General features: G+C 71.7%; 20 protein-coding genes and 1 pseudogene. 12 read left to right on the top strand and 9 right to left on the bottom strand.

What is annotated here, in order from left to right:
* Positions 1-173: 173 nt before the first annotated feature.
* The 7 genes from AC0T5L_RS23230 (at position 174) to AC0T5L_RS23200 (ending at position 5,353) form a co-directional block, all read left to right on the top strand.
* Positions 174-344, top strand: a complete 171-nt coding sequence (locus tag AC0T5L_RS23230; protein WP_476167598.1) for a hypothetical protein — start codon at positions 174-176, stop codon at positions 342-344.
* Entirely contained in the window at positions 344-730 is a 387-nt protein-coding gene (locus AC0T5L_RS23225; protein WP_476167597.1) for a hypothetical protein, read from the top strand. The genes AC0T5L_RS23230 and AC0T5L_RS23225 overlap by 1 nt, the downstream gene beginning before the upstream one ends.
* A 262-nt stretch (positions 731-992) precedes the next feature.
* Entirely contained in the window at positions 993-2,597 is a 1,605-nt protein-coding gene (locus tag AC0T5L_RS23220) for a sensor histidine kinase (RefSeq protein WP_476167596.1), read from the top strand.
* A gap of 84 nt (positions 2,598-2,681) precedes the next feature.
* On the top strand, positions 2,682-3,119 hold the full coding sequence (locus tag AC0T5L_RS23215; RefSeq protein ID WP_476167595.1) for a roadblock/LC7 domain-containing protein: 438 nt from the start codon (positions 2,682-2,684) through the stop codon (positions 3,117-3,119).
* Positions 3,116-3,475, top strand: a complete 360-nt coding sequence (locus AC0T5L_RS23210; RefSeq protein WP_476167594.1) for a DUF742 domain-containing protein — start codon at positions 3,116-3,118, stop codon at positions 3,473-3,475. Before AC0T5L_RS23215 ends, AC0T5L_RS23210 begins: the two co-directional genes overlap by 4 nt.
* The gene (locus tag AC0T5L_RS23205) at positions 3,456-4,094 is read left to right on the top strand and encodes a GTP-binding protein (protein WP_476167593.1); all 639 of its coding nucleotides are present in this window, start codon (positions 3,456-3,458) and stop codon (positions 4,092-4,094) included. The genes AC0T5L_RS23210 and AC0T5L_RS23205 overlap by 20 nt, the downstream gene beginning before the upstream one ends.
* Complete coding sequence (locus tag AC0T5L_RS23200; protein WP_476167592.1) at positions 4,091-5,353, top strand: cytochrome P450; 1,263 nt, start codon at positions 4,091-4,093, stop codon at positions 5,351-5,353. The genes AC0T5L_RS23205 and AC0T5L_RS23200 overlap by 4 nt, the downstream gene beginning before the upstream one ends.
* 42 nt (positions 5,354-5,395) lie before the next feature.
* Here AC0T5L_RS23200 and AC0T5L_RS23195 read toward each other — a convergent pair whose 3' ends face one another.
* Positions 5,396-6,616 carry a cytochrome P450 gene (locus tag AC0T5L_RS23195; RefSeq protein ID WP_476167591.1) on the bottom strand — a complete coding sequence of 407 codons (1,221 nt, stop codon included), beginning with the start codon at positions 6,614-6,616 and terminating at the stop codon, positions 5,396-5,398.
* A 336-nt stretch (positions 6,617-6,952) separates the two neighbouring features.
* Here AC0T5L_RS23195 and AC0T5L_RS23190 point away from each other — a divergent pair, with 336 nt between their 5' ends.
* Positions 6,953-7,519 (top strand): PadR family transcriptional regulator, encoded by a 567-nt coding sequence (locus AC0T5L_RS23190; RefSeq protein WP_476167590.1) that lies wholly within the window; start codon positions 6,953-6,955, stop codon positions 7,517-7,519.
* A 53-nt stretch (positions 7,520-7,572) separates the two neighbouring features.
* Here AC0T5L_RS23190 and AC0T5L_RS23185 read toward each other — a convergent pair.
* A pseudogene (locus AC0T5L_RS23185) lies at positions 7,573-8,528 on the bottom strand (SDR family NAD(P)-dependent oxidoreductase).
* A gap of 129 nt (positions 8,529-8,657) precedes the next feature.
* Here AC0T5L_RS23185 and AC0T5L_RS23180 point away from each other — a divergent pair.
* Entirely contained in the window at positions 8,658-9,641 is a 984-nt protein-coding gene (locus AC0T5L_RS23180) for an alpha/beta fold hydrolase (RefSeq protein WP_476167589.1), read from the top strand.
* 7 nt (positions 9,642-9,648) lie between these two features.
* Here the strand turns inward: AC0T5L_RS23180 and AC0T5L_RS23175 are convergent, their stop codons facing one another.
* The 6 genes from AC0T5L_RS23175 to AC0T5L_RS23150 form a co-directional block, all read right to left on the bottom strand.
* Positions 9,649-10,542, bottom strand: coding sequence for a Sir2 family NAD-dependent protein deacetylase (locus AC0T5L_RS23175; RefSeq protein WP_476167588.1), 894 nt, complete (start codon positions 10,540-10,542; stop codon positions 9,649-9,651).
* Between the two features lie 70 nt (positions 10,543-10,612).
* Positions 10,613-10,819, bottom strand: a complete 207-nt coding sequence (locus AC0T5L_RS23170; RefSeq protein ID WP_476167587.1) for a hypothetical protein — start codon at positions 10,817-10,819, stop codon at positions 10,613-10,615.
* Positions 10,820-10,834: 15 nt separating this feature from the next.
* Entirely contained in the window at positions 10,835-10,960 is a 126-nt protein-coding gene (locus AC0T5L_RS23165; protein WP_476167586.1) for a hypothetical protein, read from the bottom strand.
* Positions 10,941-11,408 carry a hypothetical protein gene (locus AC0T5L_RS23160; RefSeq protein WP_476167585.1) on the bottom strand — a complete coding sequence of 156 codons (468 nt, stop codon included), beginning with the start codon at positions 11,406-11,408 and terminating at the stop codon, positions 10,941-10,943. Before AC0T5L_RS23160 ends, AC0T5L_RS23165 begins: the two co-directional genes overlap by 20 nt.
* Positions 11,409-11,563: 155 nt before the next feature.
* On the bottom strand, positions 11,564-14,941 hold the full coding sequence (locus tag AC0T5L_RS23155) for a pyruvate carboxylase (RefSeq protein WP_476167584.1): 3,378 nt from the start codon (positions 14,939-14,941) through the stop codon (positions 11,564-11,566).
* A gap of 247 nt (positions 14,942-15,188) precedes the next feature.
* Positions 15,189-15,860, bottom strand: coding sequence for a TetR/AcrR family transcriptional regulator (locus AC0T5L_RS23150; RefSeq protein ID WP_476167583.1), 672 nt, complete (start codon positions 15,858-15,860; stop codon positions 15,189-15,191).
* A gap of 147 nt (positions 15,861-16,007) precedes the next feature.
* On the opposite strand from AC0T5L_RS23150, the gene AC0T5L_RS23145 reads away from it, so the two are divergent.
* Both AC0T5L_RS23145 and AC0T5L_RS23140 read left to right on the top strand, forming a co-directional pair.
* A complete protein-coding gene (locus tag AC0T5L_RS23145) occupies positions 16,008-16,481 on the top strand; it encodes a hemerythrin domain-containing protein (RefSeq protein ID WP_476167582.1) in 474 nt (157 codons plus the stop codon).
* A 311-nt stretch (positions 16,482-16,792) separates the two neighbouring features.
* The gene (locus AC0T5L_RS23140; protein ID WP_476167581.1) at positions 16,793-17,608 is read left to right on the top strand and encodes an SDR family oxidoreductase; all 816 of its coding nucleotides are present in this window, start codon (positions 16,793-16,795) and stop codon (positions 17,606-17,608) included.
* A gap of 109 nt (positions 17,609-17,717) precedes the next feature.
* Here AC0T5L_RS23140 and AC0T5L_RS23135 read toward each other — a convergent pair whose 3' ends face one another.
* Positions 17,718-17,924 carry a hypothetical protein gene (locus AC0T5L_RS23135; protein ID WP_476167580.1) on the bottom strand — a complete coding sequence of 69 codons (207 nt, stop codon included), beginning with the start codon at positions 17,922-17,924 and terminating at the stop codon, positions 17,718-17,720.
* A 165-nt stretch (positions 17,925-18,089) separates the two neighbouring features.
* Here AC0T5L_RS23135 and AC0T5L_RS23130 point away from each other — a divergent pair, with 165 nt between their 5' ends.
* Complete coding sequence (locus tag AC0T5L_RS23130) at positions 18,090-18,278, top strand: DUF2795 domain-containing protein (RefSeq protein ID WP_476167579.1); 189 nt, start codon at positions 18,090-18,092, stop codon at positions 18,276-18,278.
* Positions 18,279-18,419 lie beyond the last annotated feature (141 nt).

Genomic DNA, 18,419 nt, shown 5'->3' with positions numbered 1-18,419 from the left:
GGACGCTGTGAGGCGCACCGCGCTTACAGTCGCGAGGCTGTGGGAATCCCCGGGGTTCACCCCGGGGAGGACGTCAAGTCCGTGCCCTGCTGGAGGGCACCGCCCCCGGTACGGCGGCTCTGGAACCGCGCTGGGACGACGGGCCGGGCGGCCGGATCGGCTACGCCTGGGTCGTGGAGGAGCACGGCGGGACCGAGGTCACCTGGCACAACGGTGGTACCGGGGGGTTCGCCGCCATGGTCGCCCTGGACCGGGAGGGCGACCGGGCCGTGCTCGCCTTCGGCAACACCACCACCGGGCTGGAGCCGCTGGCGCTGGAACTGCTGACGGAGGAGGACGCCTGATGGGCTTCATGGACCTGGTCTCCCACGTCGTCGCGGTGTTCCTGAACGGGGCCTGTGCTCTGAGCGCATCGCTCACCGTGCTGGCGGCCTGGCGCGACGGGGGCCGCCTGCGCCTCCTGGACCGCTGGGACGCGCTGTCCAGGACGGCCAACACGCTCTTCTTCCTCCTGCTCGCCCTGCTGCTGACCTCGTGGGTCTCCTTCCCCGTGGCGGTGTGGTACCTGGTCGTGGCCCTGACGGCGGCGGCCGCCGCGGCCGTGGTCCTGCGCTGGCCTGGGCTGCCCGCGCGGGCCGACGACCGGGGCGCGGCCACGAGGCGGGTCTCCGCGATCGGCACGCTGGTCTTCATCGCGGTGGTCGCCGCCGCGGTCCTCGTCTTCGGTTGACGTGAAAGCGATAGACAAAAAGCGCTGAATGTAATAAATGTCGGAATCCAGAAGCGGCGGGCCGCCCTGATTTCTGGAAAGACCATCGGGCTTCCTGGCCATAACGCCCACGTGCTTTTCTGATGTGGTCTACGGTAAATTCCGTCCGCCTTCGAATACCCCGAGGGATATCCGGGTGGACCTCCCCTGCCCGGAAACCGGGCGACGAGGCCGAGTGCTGCCCCGCCCCCTTCGCACGATTGCCCCCGCGAGGATTCCTCCCATGTCAGTACATGCGTCCGATCGGAAACGGCACGGCCTCCGACCCGGACAACAGGCCCTGATCGCGTTCCTCGTCGTGACCGCGCTGGCGGCCCCCGCCTGGTCGTGGATGGTGATCACCGCCCACGACCAGGCGCGCCAGAGCGTGGCCCTCGGTGTCGGGACGGCCGGGATCGCCCTGTGCGCGGCCGTCGTGGTCGCGGCCCGCCAGACCGCGGTCGCCCGCGCCGCCCGCGACCACGGCACCCGGGCCGACGCCACCGTCGAGGCTCTCGAACGCGAGGCCGCGTACCTGGCCGACCAGCTCCTGCCCGCCCTCGCCGAGGGCATCCGCGGGGGCCGCACCGCGCGCGAGGCCATCACCCTCCGCCCACGGCCCCGCAACGCCGTGCTGCACCGGCTCGCCCGCGCCGTCGGCGACGAACTCGACGCCGCCGAGGCCCGCGCCGCCGACGACCGCGCTCGCCGCGCCGAGACAGAGGAGCAGGCCGCCGACCTGGACCGCACCGGGCTGCCGCTCATGGTCACCCGCATCCGCGAGGACCGTGTCGGAGCCACCGAGGCCCTCCAGCGCGAACTACCGCCCGTCAACGACACGCTCGCCCGTCTGCGTCGCCACGTCCTGGAGGAGCTGTTGACGTCCGCGCGCCGCTCCGCCTCGGCCATGGAGGCCGCCTCAGCCTCCGGCGCACGCATCCAGGCCCACCTGACCACCCTGCTGGCCAAGCTCCGCGAACTCCAGGACCGCTACGGCGACAGCCCGGGCATCTTCGGCGACCTGCTCGACCTCGACCACGGGGTGTCGCGCACCGGCCGCCTCACCGACAGCTTCGTCGTCATGGCCGGAGGGCGCTCGGGCCGCCGCTGGACCCGCCCCATCGTCATGGAGAGCATCCTGCGCGGCGCCATGGGCCGGATCAGCGCCTACCGACGCGTACGCCTGCACAGCACCAGCACCGCCGCCATCGTCGGATACGCCGCCGAGGGCGTCATGCAGGCCCTGGCCGAGCTCATGGACAACGCCGCCAACTTCTCCGCGTACGGCACCGAGGTCCACGTCTACGTCCAGGAGGAGGACACCGGCCTGACCATCACCGTGGAGGACAGCGGGCTGGGCATGCGCGTTCGCGAACGCAAACTGGCCGAGAGCCTGGTCGCCCACCCGCGCGACCTGTCCACCCTGCGCGGGACCCGCATGGGCCTGGCGGTCGTGGGCCGCCTCGCCGACAAGCACGGGCTCAGCGTCAGCTTCCGGCCCTCGGCGCGCGGCGGCATCGGCGTCATCGTCCTCGTGCCGCCCCACCTGGTCACCGACTCCCAGTTCGGGCCCGACGGATTCGACCCTTCCCGGTACGCCGGACAGCGCGCCCACGCCCCCGAGGGCGCCGTCCGTGTCTCCGACGCTCCGGTCTTGCCCGCCCGCGGCACCTCCGGACTGCCCCAGCGGCGGCGCGGTCAGACCCTCGCGGCGGCGCTGCGGGAGGAACCGCACCAGCTCTCCCGACAGCCGAAGCGCGCGCCCGCCGACGACGATCCCGGCACCAGGTTCGCGGCCTTCCGCGACGCGCTCGGCGACAACGGTGAAGCACCGCCCGGGGTGCGGTGACGTCTCCTCCCACCGACCGACCGTGCCGGACGTACCCACACGACGAACAGCTCTGACGAGCCGAAGGGAAGCGCGAAGACCCCGATGGAGACCATGGACACCAGCCTTGACTGGCTTCTGGAGAACCTGCGCTACAGGACACCGGGTATCCGCCACGTCCTCGTCCTGTCCAGGGACGGACTCAGGATGTGCCACACCCGTGAACTGCACGTGGACCACGCCGACCAGCTCGCCGCGATCTGTGCGGGCATCCAGAGCCTGTCCCTGAGCGCCTCCGCCGAGTTCGGGGACGGCAGCGGGGCGGGCCAGGCCATGGCCGAGTTCGGCGGCGGGGTCCTGCTCATCATCGGCGCGGGCGAGGGCGCCCATCTGGCGGTCGTCACCAGCCGCGACGCCGACGTCGGCGTCGTCGGCCACAACATGAACGAACTCGTCGAGCAGATCGGCGGCTTCCTGACGGCGCAACCGCGCCGGAGCCACCGAACCGGACGGGCCGAAACGGACGCCGAACAGACGCGATGAACCACGACCCTCTCCAACGGGAGTCCCCGGACCGCCTGTACACCGTGACCGGAGGGCGCAGCGACGCCGACACCCGTGAGCTCGACTCGGTCACCCTCATCGTCTCCGAGTGCGGGCCCGTGCCCGGGATGCAGTCCGAGCACGCCGCGATCCTGCGAATGTGCGCGGCCCCGACCGCCGTGGTGGAGGTCTCCGCGGAACTCGGACTGCCCGTCAGCGTCGTGCGGATCCTCCTGCTCGATCTGCTGGACACGGGACGGGTGACGGCCCGCCACCCCGCCTCCTCCGTCCAGCGGGCCGAGAGGAACGGCCCCGAGACCCTGAAGCAGGTGCTCCTTGCCCTCCAACGCCTATGAACAGCGGACCGCGCCGGGCCGGGTGCCTCTGGCCGCGACGGCCGACAACGCCCTCAAGATCGTCGTCGTCGGCGGATTCGGTGTCGGCAAGACCACCCTGGTCGGTTCCGTCAGCGAGATGCGCCCGCTGAGCACCGAGGAGGTCATGACCCAGGCCAGCGCGGGAGTCGACGACCTCAGCGCCGTCCGCGACAAGCGCACCACGACCGCGGCCTTCGACTTCGGGCGCATCACCATCGACGAGCGGCGCGTGCTCTACCTCTTCGGCGCCCCCGGGCAGAAGCGGTTCTGGTTCCTGTGGAACCAGCTGTTCATGGGCAGCCTCGGCGCCGTCGTCCTCGTCGACACCAACCGTGTCCAGGACTCCTGGTACGCCATCGACCGGCTCGAACACCACCGCACGCCCTTCGTCGTCGCGGTGAACCGCTTCGGCCCCGGACCCGGCCTCGCCGAGGTACGCCGCGCCCTCGACGTCTCCGCCCGGGTGCCCCTGGTGGACTGCGACGCCCGCAGCCGCGAGTCCAGCCGCGACGTCCTGGTCACCCTCGTCCAGCACGTGTCCGGACCCGTGCACGGGTTCGCGCCCACGTCCGTACTCACTCCCGAGGACACGCAGTGAACGACATCCCGGGCCTGACGGAGACAGCCGCCCCGCCCAGCAGCGGTCCGCCGTCCCCCGACCACGTCGAGGCCGTCCGCTTCTACGGCCCCGAGATCGCCCGTGACCCAGCCGGGCTCTACGAGGAGCTGCGCAGGCGCTTCGGTCCGGTCGCTCCCATCCTGCTGGACGGGGACATCCCCGCCTGGTTCGTGCTGGGCTACCGGGAACTGCACCACGTCACCAGCAGGCCCGAGTGGTTCGCCAGGGACTGCCGCCGCTGGAACCAGTGGGACGGCGTCCCCGAGGAATGGCCGCTCATGCCCTACGTGATGTGGACGCCCTCGGTCATGTTCGCCGAGGGGGCCGAGCACCAGCGCCGTGCCGGTGCGATCGGCGACGCCCTGGACGCCACCGACCGCATCGATCTCAAGGCCGTGTGCCAGCAGGTCGCCGACAGGCTCGTCGACTCCTTCTCCGCCGAGGGCGAGGCCGACCTGATCGGCCAGTACGCGCACCACATCCCCGCCAGGGTGGTCGCCCGCCTGTACGGCATCCCGGAGGAGGAGGTCCCGGCCATGGTGGGCGACATCCTCATGTCGCTCGACGTCACCGCCGAAGCGGGAGAGGCCCACCAGCGCCTGCACGCCCGGCTGGGGAACCTGGTCACCGACCGGCGCCGCGAGCCCCGCGACGACCTGCCCTCCCGGCTCCTGCTGCACCCGGCGGGCCTGAGCGACTCCGAGGCGGTGATCGACCTCCTCGTCATCCTTGCCGCGGCTCAGGCGCCCACCGGCAATTGGATCGGCAACACCCTGCGGCTGATGCTGGTGGACGACCAGTTCTCGCTCACCTTGCAGGGGGGACGCAGCAGTTCCGGCGAGGCCCTCAACGAGGTCCTGTGGAAGAACACCCCCACCCAGAACTTCATCGGCCGGTGGGCCGTGCAGACCTGCGAACTGGGCGGGCGCCGTATCCACCGAGGCGACCTGCTCGTCCTGGGCCTGTCGGCGGCCAACACCGATCCCCGCCTGCACGCGGGGATCCCCGACATCTACGGCAGCAACCGCGCCCAGATGTCCTTCGGCCACGGCGAGCACGGGTGCCCCTTCCCCGCTCCGGAGGTGGCGACGATGATCGCTCGCACGGCCGTGGAGAACCTGCTGGACCGGCTGCCGGACGTGCGGCTGGCGGTTCAGCCGGACCGGCTGGAGTGGCGGCCGTCGGTGTGGATGCGCGGGCTGTTCGAACTCCCGGTGCGGTTCACACCGGGGAGGTAGGGCGGCGGGAGGAGGCCGCCCGTCGCGGTCCCCTCGGCCCCTTCAGCCCGCGGCCGGTGTGAACCGCAGGGGCAGCTCCCGCAGTCCCCGGGTGAAGGTACCCGTCTCCTCCAGGACGGCGCCCTCGGCCAGGCGGACGTCGGGCATGGCGTCCAGCAGGTGGTTGGCCGCCACCCGGACCTCGGTCTCGGCCAGGAGCGCGCCCACGCAGAAGTGCCGTCCCAGGGCGAAGGCCAGGTGCTCGGCCGCGGCGGTGAACGAGGTGGTGTCCCGTAGTTCGGGGCGAAGTACGTCGAAGGTGTCGGGATCGGTGAAGCGGTCCCCGTCGCGGTTGGCCGAGCCGATCAGGCAGATCAGGGTGGCGCCGGCGGGCACGGTGCCGCCGCCCAGGTCCACGTCGTGCGCGGGCTGGCGCATGATCATCTGCACGGGCGGGGTGTAGCGCAGGCTCTCGGCGAAGGCACGCGGGATCAGGCTTCGGTCCTCCCGGACCCGGGCCAGCTGCTCTGGGTGGGTGACCAGGTTGGCGAACATGCTCGCCACGGCCTTGTCGGTGGTCTCTCCGCCCGCGGCCAGCAGCAGGCTACAGAAGGCCTTCACGTCCTCGTCGCCCATCCGGGTGCCCTCGACCTCGGCGGTGCACAGGGTGGACAGCAGGTCCTCGCCGGGGTTCTCCCTGCGCTCGCGGATCACCGGGAGCATGTAGGCGGCGAACTCCTCGCGTGTGCGCAGTCCCGCCTCCGCGACCTCCGGGGCCTGGGAGAGGTTGCCCAGGAAGGCGATGATCGACGTGTACCACTGGTGGAACCGGTCGTGGTCGGACCTGTCCAGGCCGAGCATGTCCACGATGACGTTGATCGGGAACCGCGTGGCGAACTGCGAGACCAGGTCCACCTCGCCCGTGTGCCGGAAGGCGTCGACCAGTTCCCGGCTGTTGCGTTCGATGACGGGCAGGAACCGTTCCCGCAGTTCGCCGCCCCGGAAGGCCGGGGCCACCAGAGCCCGCCGTACCGCGTGCTCGCGCCCGTCCATTTGCAGGATGGTGCGCCCGTGGACCGGTTCCAGCTGCCAGTCGTAGTTGCGGGTGGTGAACGCGCCGTCCCGAAAGGCCCGCCTGACGTCCTCGTACCGGGAGACGACGTAGCTCTGTGTGGCCTCGTGCCAGAAGAGGGGCGCCCGTTCACGCATGGTGCGGTAGGCGCGGTACGGGTCTGAGAGGAACTCTTGGGAAAGGATGTCCGGGACCTCGGGAGCCACGGTCATTTTCATCTCCTTCGCCGATGGGGGAGGCGAGTATCCACAGTAGGTTTCGCCCATGAACGGGTCCAGAGATTTGAGGCCATAGGGGCACAAAGGTGTTTATGGCCGGTATTCCTTTTATGGGAGATATGTAAGGAGATGGAGTAGTGCTGTAGTTGGGCTTGCGGCGTGAGTGACCGTGACTCCGTGCGCGGGCTGGCTGCTCAGCTATGAGGGGTAGAGCGTGCGGCGGCGCTCCACCTACCAACCCCCTTCGGCGGGCCACCACTACAACGACCGCCCATGACAGCAACGAGTTGTCTAGGTGCGTCGTTGTCTAGCGACGGTTATGCTGCCGGAATGGCACTGCGTAACGCCGTGATGGCCGCCCTGCTGGACGGCCCGGCCTCCGGGTACGATCTGGCGAAGAACTTCGACGCCTCCGTGGCCAACTTCTGGGCGGCCACCCCCCAACAGCTCTACCGCGAACTCGACCGCATGGAGGCCGACGGGCTGGTCGAGGCTACCGTCGTCGAACAGGAGCGGCGCCCCAACAAGCGGGTCTTCTCGCTCACCGACGAGGGACGCGCCGTCCTGCGCGGGTTCACCGCGAAGCCGCCCCGGCCGGCCGCGATGCGCGACGAACTCCTCGTACAGCTACAGTCCGCCGACGCCGGGGACACCGAGGCGGTGCGGGCCTCCGTCGCCGAGAGGATCGAGTGGGCGCGAGGCAAGCTGGCCCGTTACGAGCGCCTACGGGAGCGCCTGCTCGACGGCCGCACCGAGGAGGAGCACCTGGCGGGCGCCGAGCGGATCGGCCCCTACCTCACCCTCATGGGCGGCCTGGCTCTGGAGCGGGAGAACGTGCGCTGGGGCGAGCGGGTCCTGGACGCCCTGGACCGCCGCGCCGCCGTACGCCAGGGCTGACTCCGGGGCGACGGCGTCCGGCACCGGTGCCCCGGCAACCGCCGCGCCGCCGCTCACGCGAAGGCGTCCTCCCCGGTCAGCTCGGCGGAGAACGCCCAGAGGCGCTCGGCCTGGACGGGGTCGACCGCGTGGTCGCGCACGCCCGCCCGGTCGGGATCGGTCCCGGCGGGAACGGCGACGTCGCAGTCCTCGCAGTACACACCGCCCATCCCGTCCAGCTTCGGTGAGGTGGCCGCCCACACCTGGGCGGCCGCGCCCTGCTCCGGAGTCTTGAACCCGGGTCGGTCAGCTCTCCGTTCTCGTCGACCCAGCCCCGGTCGACCATCTCCGCCCTGGTCATGTGCCGTTGCAGCGGGGTGAGGACCGCACCCGGGTGCAGGGAGAACGCCCGCACGCCGAAGGGCGCGCCGAGCCTGTCCAGGTGCACCGCCAGCAGCGCGTTGGCGGTCTTGGACTGCCCGTAGGCCAGCCACCGGTCGTAGCCCCGGGCGAACCACGGGTCCTCCCACCGGACCGGTGAGGCCTGGTGCCCGGAGGAGGACACCGACACCACCCGCGCCCCGCCGTCGGCCAGGGCGGGCCACAACCGGTTGACCAGGGTGAAGTGTCCCAGGTGATTGGTGGCGAATTGGTACTCCCAGCCGGGTCCGGCCGTGCGCCGCGGACAGTCCATCACTCCCGCGCCGTTGACGAGGATGTCGATCGAGCGTCCCGTCTTCAGGAAACGGACGGCGAATCCGCGCACGTCGTCCTGGTCGGACAGCTCCAGGCCGTCGACCTCCACGTCCTTGACGCCCTCCAGGGCCCCGGCGGCCGCCTCCGGGCGCCGGGCGGGCACGACGACCCTGGCGCCGGCCTCCGCCAGGGCCCGGGTGGTCTCCAGCCCGGTACCCGAGTACCCGCCGGTGACGACCGCCAGCCGCCCGGTCAGGTCGGTGCCGTCCAGGACCTCGCGTGCGGTGCTGCGTTTGCCGAAGCCCGAACCGATGCCTCGCTGTGGTGTGCCCACGCCCGGAACACTAGGAGGTGGAGCGCGCTCCATTCCAAGCTGCGGACGCCTGGGCTCACCGAAGCTCCGGCCACCGCTGGGATAGCGTGATTTTCGGCCACCCCCACAGCTGCGAGGAGCGAGCACGAGATGAACGTCGAGCACAGGGACGTCGAGGTCAACGGGATCCGGCTGCACATCGCGGAGCAGGGCAGCGGACCGCTCGTACTGCTCCTGCACGGCTTCCCCGAGAGCTGGTACTCCTGGCGCCACCAGTTCGGACCGCTGGCTGAGGCGGGGTATCACGTGGTCGCCTCGGACCAGCGCGGCTACGCCCGCAGCGACCAGCCCGAGGACGTGGACGCCTACACGCTGCCGCACCTGGTCGGCGACGTCGTCGGCCTCGTCAGGGCACTGGGCGAGGAGAGCGCGATCCTGGTCGGCCACGACTGGGGCGCTCCCGTGGCCTGGGCCACCGCCATGATGCGCCCCGACCTGGTCCGCGGCGTGGCGGGCCTGAGCGTTCCGCCGTTCCCGCCCGCCATGATGCCCGCGCCCTCGGTCACCCGCGAGGTCTACGGGGAGGGCTTCTACCAGGTCTACTTCCAAGAACCCGGCGTCGCCGACGCCGAACTGGCCGCCGACCCCGCCTCGTTCGTGCGACGGCTCCTGGTCGGCGCCTCGGGGGACAGCCCCGGAGTGGACGAGCCGCGGCCGTGGATCATTCCTGAGGGCACCACCCTGATGGAGTCCCTGTCCGAGCCGGAGGAGCTGCCCTCTTGGCTCACCGAGGAGGACGTGGCGGCCTTCGCCCGCGACCACGCCCTGCACGGCGCACGGGCCTACACCGGGCCGCTCAACTGGTACCGCAACATCGAGCGCAACCAGGGGCTCATGGCCCCCTTCCAGGGGCGCGGTATCGACGTCCCCGCCCTGTACATGGTCGGGGACATGGACATGGTCACCTCCATGCGCGGGATCCCCGAGCTGCGCGAGGCCCTGCCGATGATCGCGCCGAAGCTGCACGACAGCGTCACCCTGCCCGGCTGCGGCCACTGGACCCAGCAGGAGCGCCCCGAGGAGGTCAACACCGCCCTGGTGGACTTCCTCGCTCACCTCCCGGAGCGCGGCTGAGCGGTTCCTAGCCGGTGACCCGGGCTTCGGGGGACGGGGCGGGACCCTGGGCCGGGCCGTCGGCGCCGACCTCCGCCAGGGCGGTCAGGACCTCGGAGCAGCCGGCGTCGACGGTGAGTGCGGCGACGTCGTCGGCCCGGGTGCTGCCCCGGTTGAGGACCACCACCGGTTTGTCCCGCTCGACCGCGCGCTTGACGTAGCGCCGCCCCGAGAAGACGGTCAGCGACGAACCCGCCACGAGCAGGGACGCCGCCCCGTCCACCAGGTCGTAGCCCTCCAGCACGCGCGCCTTGGGCACGTTCTCGCCGAAGTAGACGATGTCCGGTTTGAGTACGCCGCCACACGACTCGCAGTCGGCCACCCGGAACCCCTCGGTGGAGGCCAGGACCGCGTCGGCGTCGGGGGCGACCTCCACGTCGGGGACCCCGTCCGCGAAGTCGGGGTTGAGCGCGCTCAGGCGCTCGGCGAGAGCCTCGCGTGCGGTCACCTCCGAGCAGGCCAGGCAGATGACGCGGTCGTAGCGGCCGTGCAGATCGATCACCCGCCTGCTGCCCGCCGCCTCGTGCAGGGTGTCCACGTTCTGGGTGATGATCCCCGCCAGGGACCCGGAGGACTCCAGCGCGGCCAGCGCGCGGTGGCCGTCGTTGGGCAGGGTCCGGTGCATGTGGTGCCAGCCCACGTGGTTGCGGGCCCAGTAGTGGCGGCGGAACGCGGCGTCGCCGACGAACTGCTGGTAGGTCATCGGCTTGCGCGGCGGCGAGTCCGGGCCGCGGTAGTCGGGGATACCCGAGTCGGTGGACAGGCCCGCCCCGGTCAGCGCGACCACCGGCCCCTCGCCGAGGGCCTCGCGGATCCGGGACGCCAGGGCCCTCGGGGCGTCGGCGTCGAGCGTGTTCCTCACACTTCGAGGGTATGCGCCCCTCGCACGAGCACGCTCACCGCCTTCCGCCGCACGCGGCCACCCCGTACGGTCAGGCACTCCTCTCCAGCTTCTCCACGGCGCGCTTCAGGACGACCTCGAAGTCCTCCGCCATCTGCTCGTTCGCCTCGGTAGCCACCTTCACACGGTGGGAGTCCATGCGATCCATGTTGAACCCGTCCGGGCACGCCTTCATCAGCTCATGGGACGACACGTCCGGGCCGCCACCCGTGCTCATCGCCACCAGGACGAAGTACACGTCCCCGACCTGGCCTCACGCGGTCCGTGCGGCCATCGCCGTGCGCTCGCCGTACAGGCTCATGGCGAACATGCCGCCGCCCTCGGGAAGGGCGGGCGGTTCCTCGGCGGAGAGCGATCCCTCAAGGTGGGTGCCGTCCATGGAGACGGTCATCCTGGAACAGGAGTTCATGATCCCCTCGAACCCGGCGCCCTCGACCGGGGGGCGTCGCCGAAGCCCCCGAGACCAGGACGTAGCCGTAGACGGCCGGCCCCGACGACTGGTCGGAGGGCGACGCCGTCTGGGCCGCCCCCTCGACGACCCCCTCCGGCAGTCGCCCGGTGCCCCCGTTGAGGACGGCGACGCACCCGGCCGGTTCCACGTTCTCGAAGTCGCCCGTGCCCGGTTCTCCGCTGAGATCCGCCCCCGCGATCTCCTCGACCTTCAGCTCCTCGACGTCGAACCCGTCGGGATAGGCGTTCGGGGACGGCAGCAGGGCGTCCGGGCGTGCGCTGCTGTGGAGGTCGAGCCGGGGGCCGCAGCCGGTGGCCAGGGCCAGGACCGGGGCCGCGAGGAGGGGGAGGGCGCCGTAGCGGTGCAGGAGTGCCAAGGGGGAACCTCGCCGTGTCGTTGCTGTGCCGACACGTTCGGACTCCGCCGGAACACGGACGGTTCCCGCCCTCCGTGACCGGATCCGGACGCCACGCGGGTCCGGCCCCGCGGCGGACGCCCCCGGTACCAGGGGCGTCCGCCGGGAGGCGCAGCTCAGCCGAGGCAGACGAGCAGGTCGCCGCCCTCGACCTTCTGCACCGGGTCGACCGCGACCCGCTTGACCCGTCCGGCCACGGGCGTGGTGATCGAGGCCTCCATCTTCATCGCCTCGATGGTGGCCACCGTCGCGCCGGCCTCCACCTCCTCGCCCTCGGCGACCGCCAGGGTGACCGCGCCGGCGAAGGGCGCGGCGACCTGAGCCGGGTCGTTCTTGTCCGCCTTCTCGGCGGTGCGCACGTGCGAGGCCAGCGCGCGGTCGCGTACCTGTAGCGGGCGCAGCTGGTCGTTGAGCGTGGCCATGACCGTGCGGACCCCGCGTGCGTCGGCCTCGCTCACCGCCTCGAGCTGGATGAGCAGCCGCACGCCCGGGGACAGGTCCACCGAGTACTCCTCGCCCTCGCGCAGGCCGTAGAAGAAGTCCGTGCTGGACAGCACGCTGGTGTCGCCGTAGGCGGACCGGTGCTCCTCGAACTCCCGCGTCGGACCGGGGAAGAGCAGCCGGTTGAGGGTGGAACGCCGGTCCTTGACCAGCCCGGCACGGTCCTCCTCGCTCAGCTCCTCCGTGGCCCGCTCCCCGGGACGCCCCTCCAGCGCCCGTGTACGGAAGGGCTCGGGCCACCCGCCCGGGGGGACGCCCAGCTCGCCGCGCAGGAAGCCCACCACCGAGTCCGGGACGTCGAAGCGCCCCGGGTCGGCCTCGAAGTCGGCCGGGGACACCCCCGCGCCCACGAGGTGCAGCGCCAGGTCGCCCACCACCTTGGAGGAGGGGGTGACCTTCACCAGGCGGCCGAGCATCCGGTCGGCGGCGGCGTACATCGCCTCCACCTCCTCGAAGTGCTCGCCCAGCCCCAGCGCGATCGCCTGCGTGCGCAGGTTGGACAGCTGACCGCCCGGGATCTCGTGGTGGTACACCCGCCCGGTGGGGGAGGAGAGCCCGGCCTCGAAGGGCGCGTAGACCCGGCGCACCGACTCCCAGTACGGCTCCAGTTCGTTGACCGCGTCCAGGCTCAGCCCGGTGGGACGGTCGGAGTGGTCGAAGGCGGCCACGATCGCCGACAGCGACGGCTGCGAGGTGGTGCCCGCCATCGACGCCACCGCGCCGTCCACCGCGTCCGCCCCGGCGTTGGCCGCCGCCAGGTAGGTGGCCAACTGCCCGCCCGGGGTGTCGTGGGTGTGGACGTGCACCGGCAGGTCGAACTCGCGGCGCAGCGCCGTGACCAGCCGCTCGGCGGCCGGGGCGCGCAGCAGCCCGGCCATGTCCTTGATCGCGAGCACGTGCGCGCCCGCGTCCACGATCCTTTCGGCCAGCCTCAGGTAGTAATCGAGGTCGTAGAGCTTCTCGTCCGGGTCGGACAGGTCCGAGGTGTAGCACAGCGCCACCTCGGCCACCGAGGTTCCCGTCTCGCGTACGGCCTCGATCGCCGGGCGCATCTGCTCGACGTCGTTGAGCGCGTCGAAGATCCGGAAGATGTCCACGCCCGTCTGCGCGGCCTCCTGCACGAACGCGCTGGTGACCTCGGCGGGGTAGGGGGTGTAGCCCACCGTGTTGCGTCCGCGCAGCAGCATCTGTAGGCAGATGTTGGGCACGGCCTCACGTAGCGCCGCCAGCCGCTCCCACGGGTCCTCGGCCAGGAAGCGCAGCGCCACGTCGTAGGTGGCGCCGCCCCAGCACTCCAGGGACAGCAGCTGGGGCATGGTGTGCGCCACGGTGGGCGCCACGGTCAGCAGGTCGCGGGTGCGCACCCGGGTGGCCAGCAGCGACTGGTGGGCGTCGCGGAAGGTGGTGTCGGTGACCCCCAGGCCCGGGGACTCGCGCAGCCACCGCGCGAACCCCTCCGGTCCCAGCTCGGCCAGGCGCTGGCGCGAGCCCGGGGACGGCGATCCGGCCTCGGGTAGCGGCGGCAGCTTCGTGGCCGGGTCCACCAGCTGGGGGCGTTCCCCGTGCGGCTTGTTCACCGTCACGTCGGCCAGGTAGGTCAGCAGCCGGGTGCCGCGGTCGGCGGAGGGGCGCGCGGTCAGCAGGTGCGGGCGCTCCTCGATGAAGGACGTGGTGACCCGGCCCTCCTGGAAGTCGGGGTCCTCCAGCACCGCCTGGAGGAAGGGGATGTTGGTGGCGACGCTGCGGATGCGGAACTCGGCCACGGCCCGGCGCGCCCGGCTGACCGCCGTGTCCAGGTCGCGGCCCCGGCAGGTCAGTTTCACCAGCAGGGAGTCGAAGTGCGGGCTGATCTCGGTACCCGCCGCCGAGGTGCCGCCGTCCAGGCGGATGCCCGAGCCCCCGGGGGAGCGGTAGGCGCTGATGATGCCGGTGTCGGGCCGGAAGTCGTTGGCGGGGTCCTCGGTGGTGATGCGGCACTGTAGCGCCGCACCGCGCACGTAGACGCCCTCCTGGGCGATCCCGAGGTCGGTCAGGGTCTCGCCGGAGGCGATGCGCAGCTGCGACTGCACCAGGTCCACGTCGGTGATCTCCTCGGTCACCGTGTGCTCGACCTGGATGCGCGGATTCATCTCGATGAAGACGTGGCTGCCGTCCGCGCCGACCAGGAACTCGACCGTGCCAGCGTTGCGGTAGCCGATCCTTCGGGCGAAGCGCACCGCGTCGTCGCAGATGCGCTCGCGCAGGGCCGGGTCGAGGTTGGGCGCGGGGGCCAGCTCGATCACCTTCTGGTGGCGCCGCTGCACCGAGCAGTCACGCTCGTAGAGGTGGACGACGCCGCCCTCTCCGTCGGCGAGGATCTGCACCTCGATGTGGCGGGGGTCGACCACGGCCCGCTCCAGGAACACGGTGGCGTCGCCGAAGGCGGAGGCGGCCTCGCGCATGGCGGCCTCCACCGCCTCGCGCAGCTGCTCCGGCTCCTGGACGCGGCGCATGCCCCGGCCACCGCCGCCGGCGACGGCCTTGACGAACAGCGGGAAGCCGATCCCCTCCGCGGCGGAGACCAGGGCCTCCACGTCGTCGGAGGGCTCACTGGACTCCAGGACGGGCACGCCCGCGTCACGGGCGGCGGCCACGGCGCTGGCCTTGTTGCCGGTCAGCTCCAGCACCTCGGTGGGCGGGCCCACGAAGGTGATTCCCGCGCTATCGCAGGCGCGGGCCAGATCGGGGTTCTCCGAGAGGAAGCCGTATCCGGGGTAGACGGCGTCGGCCCCGGCCTCGCGGGCGGCGCGGACGATCTCGTCCACGGACAGGTAGGCGCGTACCGGATGGCCGGGTTCGCCGATCTGGTAGGCCTCGTCGGCCTTGAGCCGGTGCAGCGAGTTGCGGTCCTCATAAGGGAAGACCGCGACGGTGCGGGCACCCATCTCGTACCCGGCGCGCAGCGCGCGGATGGCGATCTCGCCCCGGTTGGCCACGAGCACTTTGTGGAACACGGAGGTCTCCTCCTGGTCGGTCACGCGTCATGCCGGGGGGCCGGCGCCGTCGCCGGGGCCCACGGGCGGGTGAGTCACCGGCACGATAACCAGAAGGCGGTTCGGGAAAACCACCCGGGGTGCATCCTTCGCGCAGGTAGCGGCGCCCCCTCTCCCGGGCCGGCCCCCCGGGCGGGGGGAGGGCCGGGTGGGAGAGGGTTGCCGGTTTCGGAGCCCAAAGCCCGCTCAGCAGGGGCTGGAGGGCTGGTCAGCGGGGAAGCGCGAGCGTGTCCGGTGACAGGGCCAGCGCGCCGGGAAGTGCGTCGAAGGCACGTGAGACCTCATTGATCAGTGTCTCCGCGCCGCCGGCGTCGTCCCGGTGCCGGTAGGCGCGCATCCAGTTCTTGGTGCCGTAGCGCACCGAGGCCAGGGCCATCTCGCCGATGAGCCGCAGCCGCACGTCCTCGCGGCCGTCGACGCCGAGTTCGTCCTCCAGCAGTTCGACCAGCCGCACCTGTAGGTCCTGCGTGGTGCCCGCGTGGTACACCCGCAGGGCCGGGGTGCGGGCCGCCAGGCCGCGGGTGGCCAGGTAGCGCCTGGCCCAGTCCTCGGACAGGCCCCGGACCGCGCCCGCGTAGCAGTCGCGCAGGTGGGGCAGCACCGGCCCGGTGATCCGCAGCCGGGCCGCCTCGGTGGCGTAGGCCTCCCACAGCTCGCCCTCGGCGGCCATGGCGACCTCCTCCTTGGAGGAGTAGTAGCGGAAGAAGGTGCGCACCGACACCTCGACCGTGTTCACCAGCTCGTCCAGCGTGGTCTCGTCGAATCCCTGTTCGAGGAACATCCGCAGGGCTGTGTCGGCGAGGGTGCGGCGGGTGCGCAGTTTCTTGCGCTCGCGCAGGGGGAGGGCGGACTCCTCGTCCCGCGTGGGCTCGGCGGTCATCGGGCCAGCATAGCGGCGTCATGTTCCGGGCCCGGGAAATCCGTTGTCTGATTTCGCCAGTGATGGCATACTGCTCATGAAGTAATTATGCCAGTAACTGGCACTTTTGTTGGACGGCTCATCATCCCCTCCTCTGAGAGTGAGTACATGAACGACGAGAGCACCGTCCCCGTCCCACAGGGCCAGCGCATCGATGCGCTGGGAGACCAGCTCGTCAAGATCCACGACATGCTGCGAGAAGAGCTGGCCTCGCTGCGCCAGGACCTCGCCGCGGGAAGGGGCGCCCCCGGCGACGGGGCCTCCCTCGAACAGCAGCTCCGTAAGAAGTGCCTGTCCTTCTGCGGGTTCCTGCACGGCCACCACACCGCGGAGGACGAGCACCTGCTGCCCGGACTGGCCGAGAGCCACCCCGGGCTCGCGCCCGTCCTCGAACGCCTGACCAGGGAGCACTCGGTCATCAGCAGATCGCTGGACCGGATCCAGGAACTCGTGGAGAGCGGCGACCCCGTCCGTGTCCGCGACGACGTCGAGCACCTCGCCGCCGAGGTGGAGGCGCATCTGGACTACGAGGAACACCAGATCGTGGCGGCCCTGAACTCCTACGGTCCCGTCACCGTCTGAGGGACCGTTGCGGAACCGCCCTGGCCGGCGCGGTGTTCTCGGAGTTGGTGCTGCTGGTGCTGTGCCGCGGGTCGCGGACCGACGGGGGCTCTTCCCCGGCCCGTGGTCCGCGGCGCGGGTGAGGGAACTCCTGGGTCGCGGGCACATCGGCGAGAACGTGCGGGCGGTGGCCCGCTGGTGCTCCGTCGGCCATCCCCCTGGAGGCGTCCCTGTTCTGGGAGGCACTGCTGTACCAGCTGGGGTGAGGGCCCTCACGGCGCCCGCCGCCCGGGCTCGTCGTGAATGCCGGCGCCGGATGGTTGGGTGGCACCATGAGCGAACAATCGGTTCTCGTCCTGGGAGCCACCGGGACCACAGGACGCCGGGTGGCCGCACTCCTGAACCGGAGGGGGCATCCGGTACGGGCCGCCTCGCGGCGCGGCCGGGTGCCGTTCGACTGGTCGGATCCGGCCACCTGGGAGGACGCGCTCGACGGCGCGGGCGCGGTGTACCTGATGGCGCCCGACGGCGTGCCCGTGGACCCCGCGTTCGTCCGGCTGGCGGTGGAACAGGGGGCACGGCGCCTGGTGCTGCTGTCGAGCCGGGCCATCGAGGAGATGGGCGACGAACGCCTGCTGGCGGCGGAGCGCACGGTGCGCGAGAGCGGCGCGGACTGGACCGTGCTGCGCTGTGACTGGTTCGACCAGAACTTCGACGAGGGGTTCTTCCACGAGTCGGTGCGTGCCGGGCGGATCACCCTGCCGATGGGCGGTGTACGGCAGGCCTTCGTGGACGCCGGCGACATCGCCGCGGTGGCGGCCGAGGCGCTGACCGGGCAGGGGCACGCGGGGCGGGTGTACCAGGTGACGGGGCCGCGTGCGCTGTCCTTCGGCGAGGCCGCCGAGGTGATCGGCCGTGCGGCCGGGTATCCGGTGGCCTACAGCGGCGAGCCCGAGGACTTCGTCCGCGAGCAGATCGCGGCCGGACTCTCGGAGGAGGAGGCCAGGGGCGCTGCGTCGGCGTTCGCGGCGCTGACCGAGCTGGGCGACGGCGTGCCCAGCGGGGACGTGCGGAGTGTGACTGGACGTGAGCCCAAGGACTTCGCGGACTACGCCGCGGACGCCGCACCCGCCTGGCGCGACTACTAGAGCGTTCTTCGTGGACGCCGCCTGTCGTGAGCGGCGGCCCGGGACGGACTGTGTCCGTTCGGGGCCGTTCACGGCGGGGCGCCCCAACGACTGTCGGGTATGCGGGCGGCTACACGGCTTGACCGGTCGGGCGGTCGCGCACCAGCCAGCCGAGGGTGCGTTCGACCACCCACCGCCGGGGCGGCACCCCAAAGCCCTTGATGCCGCCGCCGCGCTCGACGGTCCGTGCCACCAGCCGAAGCTTCTTTCGAGCCCAGGTGAGCAGGCTGTGGTCGATCTTGTTGCCGTATCCGGCGTCGGCCCAGACCAGACCCACGGCGGCGAGGACGTGGCCGCCGCCTACTACGCCCGCTTCGACGGCTCCGGAACCGGGCGACGGGCGAGGGGCCGGGCGCCTGTTTTGCCCTCCGGTGGTATTGGCACTCCGGGCGGCGGGTAGCCGATTGGCACCGACAGCACCAGCGCACAACAGGAGGAAGCCATGGCCATCCCCAACCCCATCGACCTACAGAAAGCGCTCAAGGGAGCCGACTATCCCGCCAGCCGCGAGGACCTGGTGTCGCTGGCGCGGGACAACGGCGCGCCCGACGGCCTGGTCGAGAGGATCTCGGATGCCAAGGCGGACCAGTTCGACGGTCCCGACGACGTGCAGAAGGCCATATTCGACTGACGGCGGTTGAGGCCGGACGCTGGCCCTGCCCCCGAGACAGCGAGGACCCGCCGCCCGGAAGGGGCGGCGGGTCCTGCTGCGCGGTTACGGGGGGCTGTGCGGGGTCGGGCGTTCCCGGCCGCCGCGCACGGCTGCCGGTCC

The sequence above is a fragment of the Nocardiopsis sp. TRM 82005 genome, from assembly GCF_056312425.1.
This window is presented reverse-complemented; position numbering and strand designations above follow the sequence as displayed.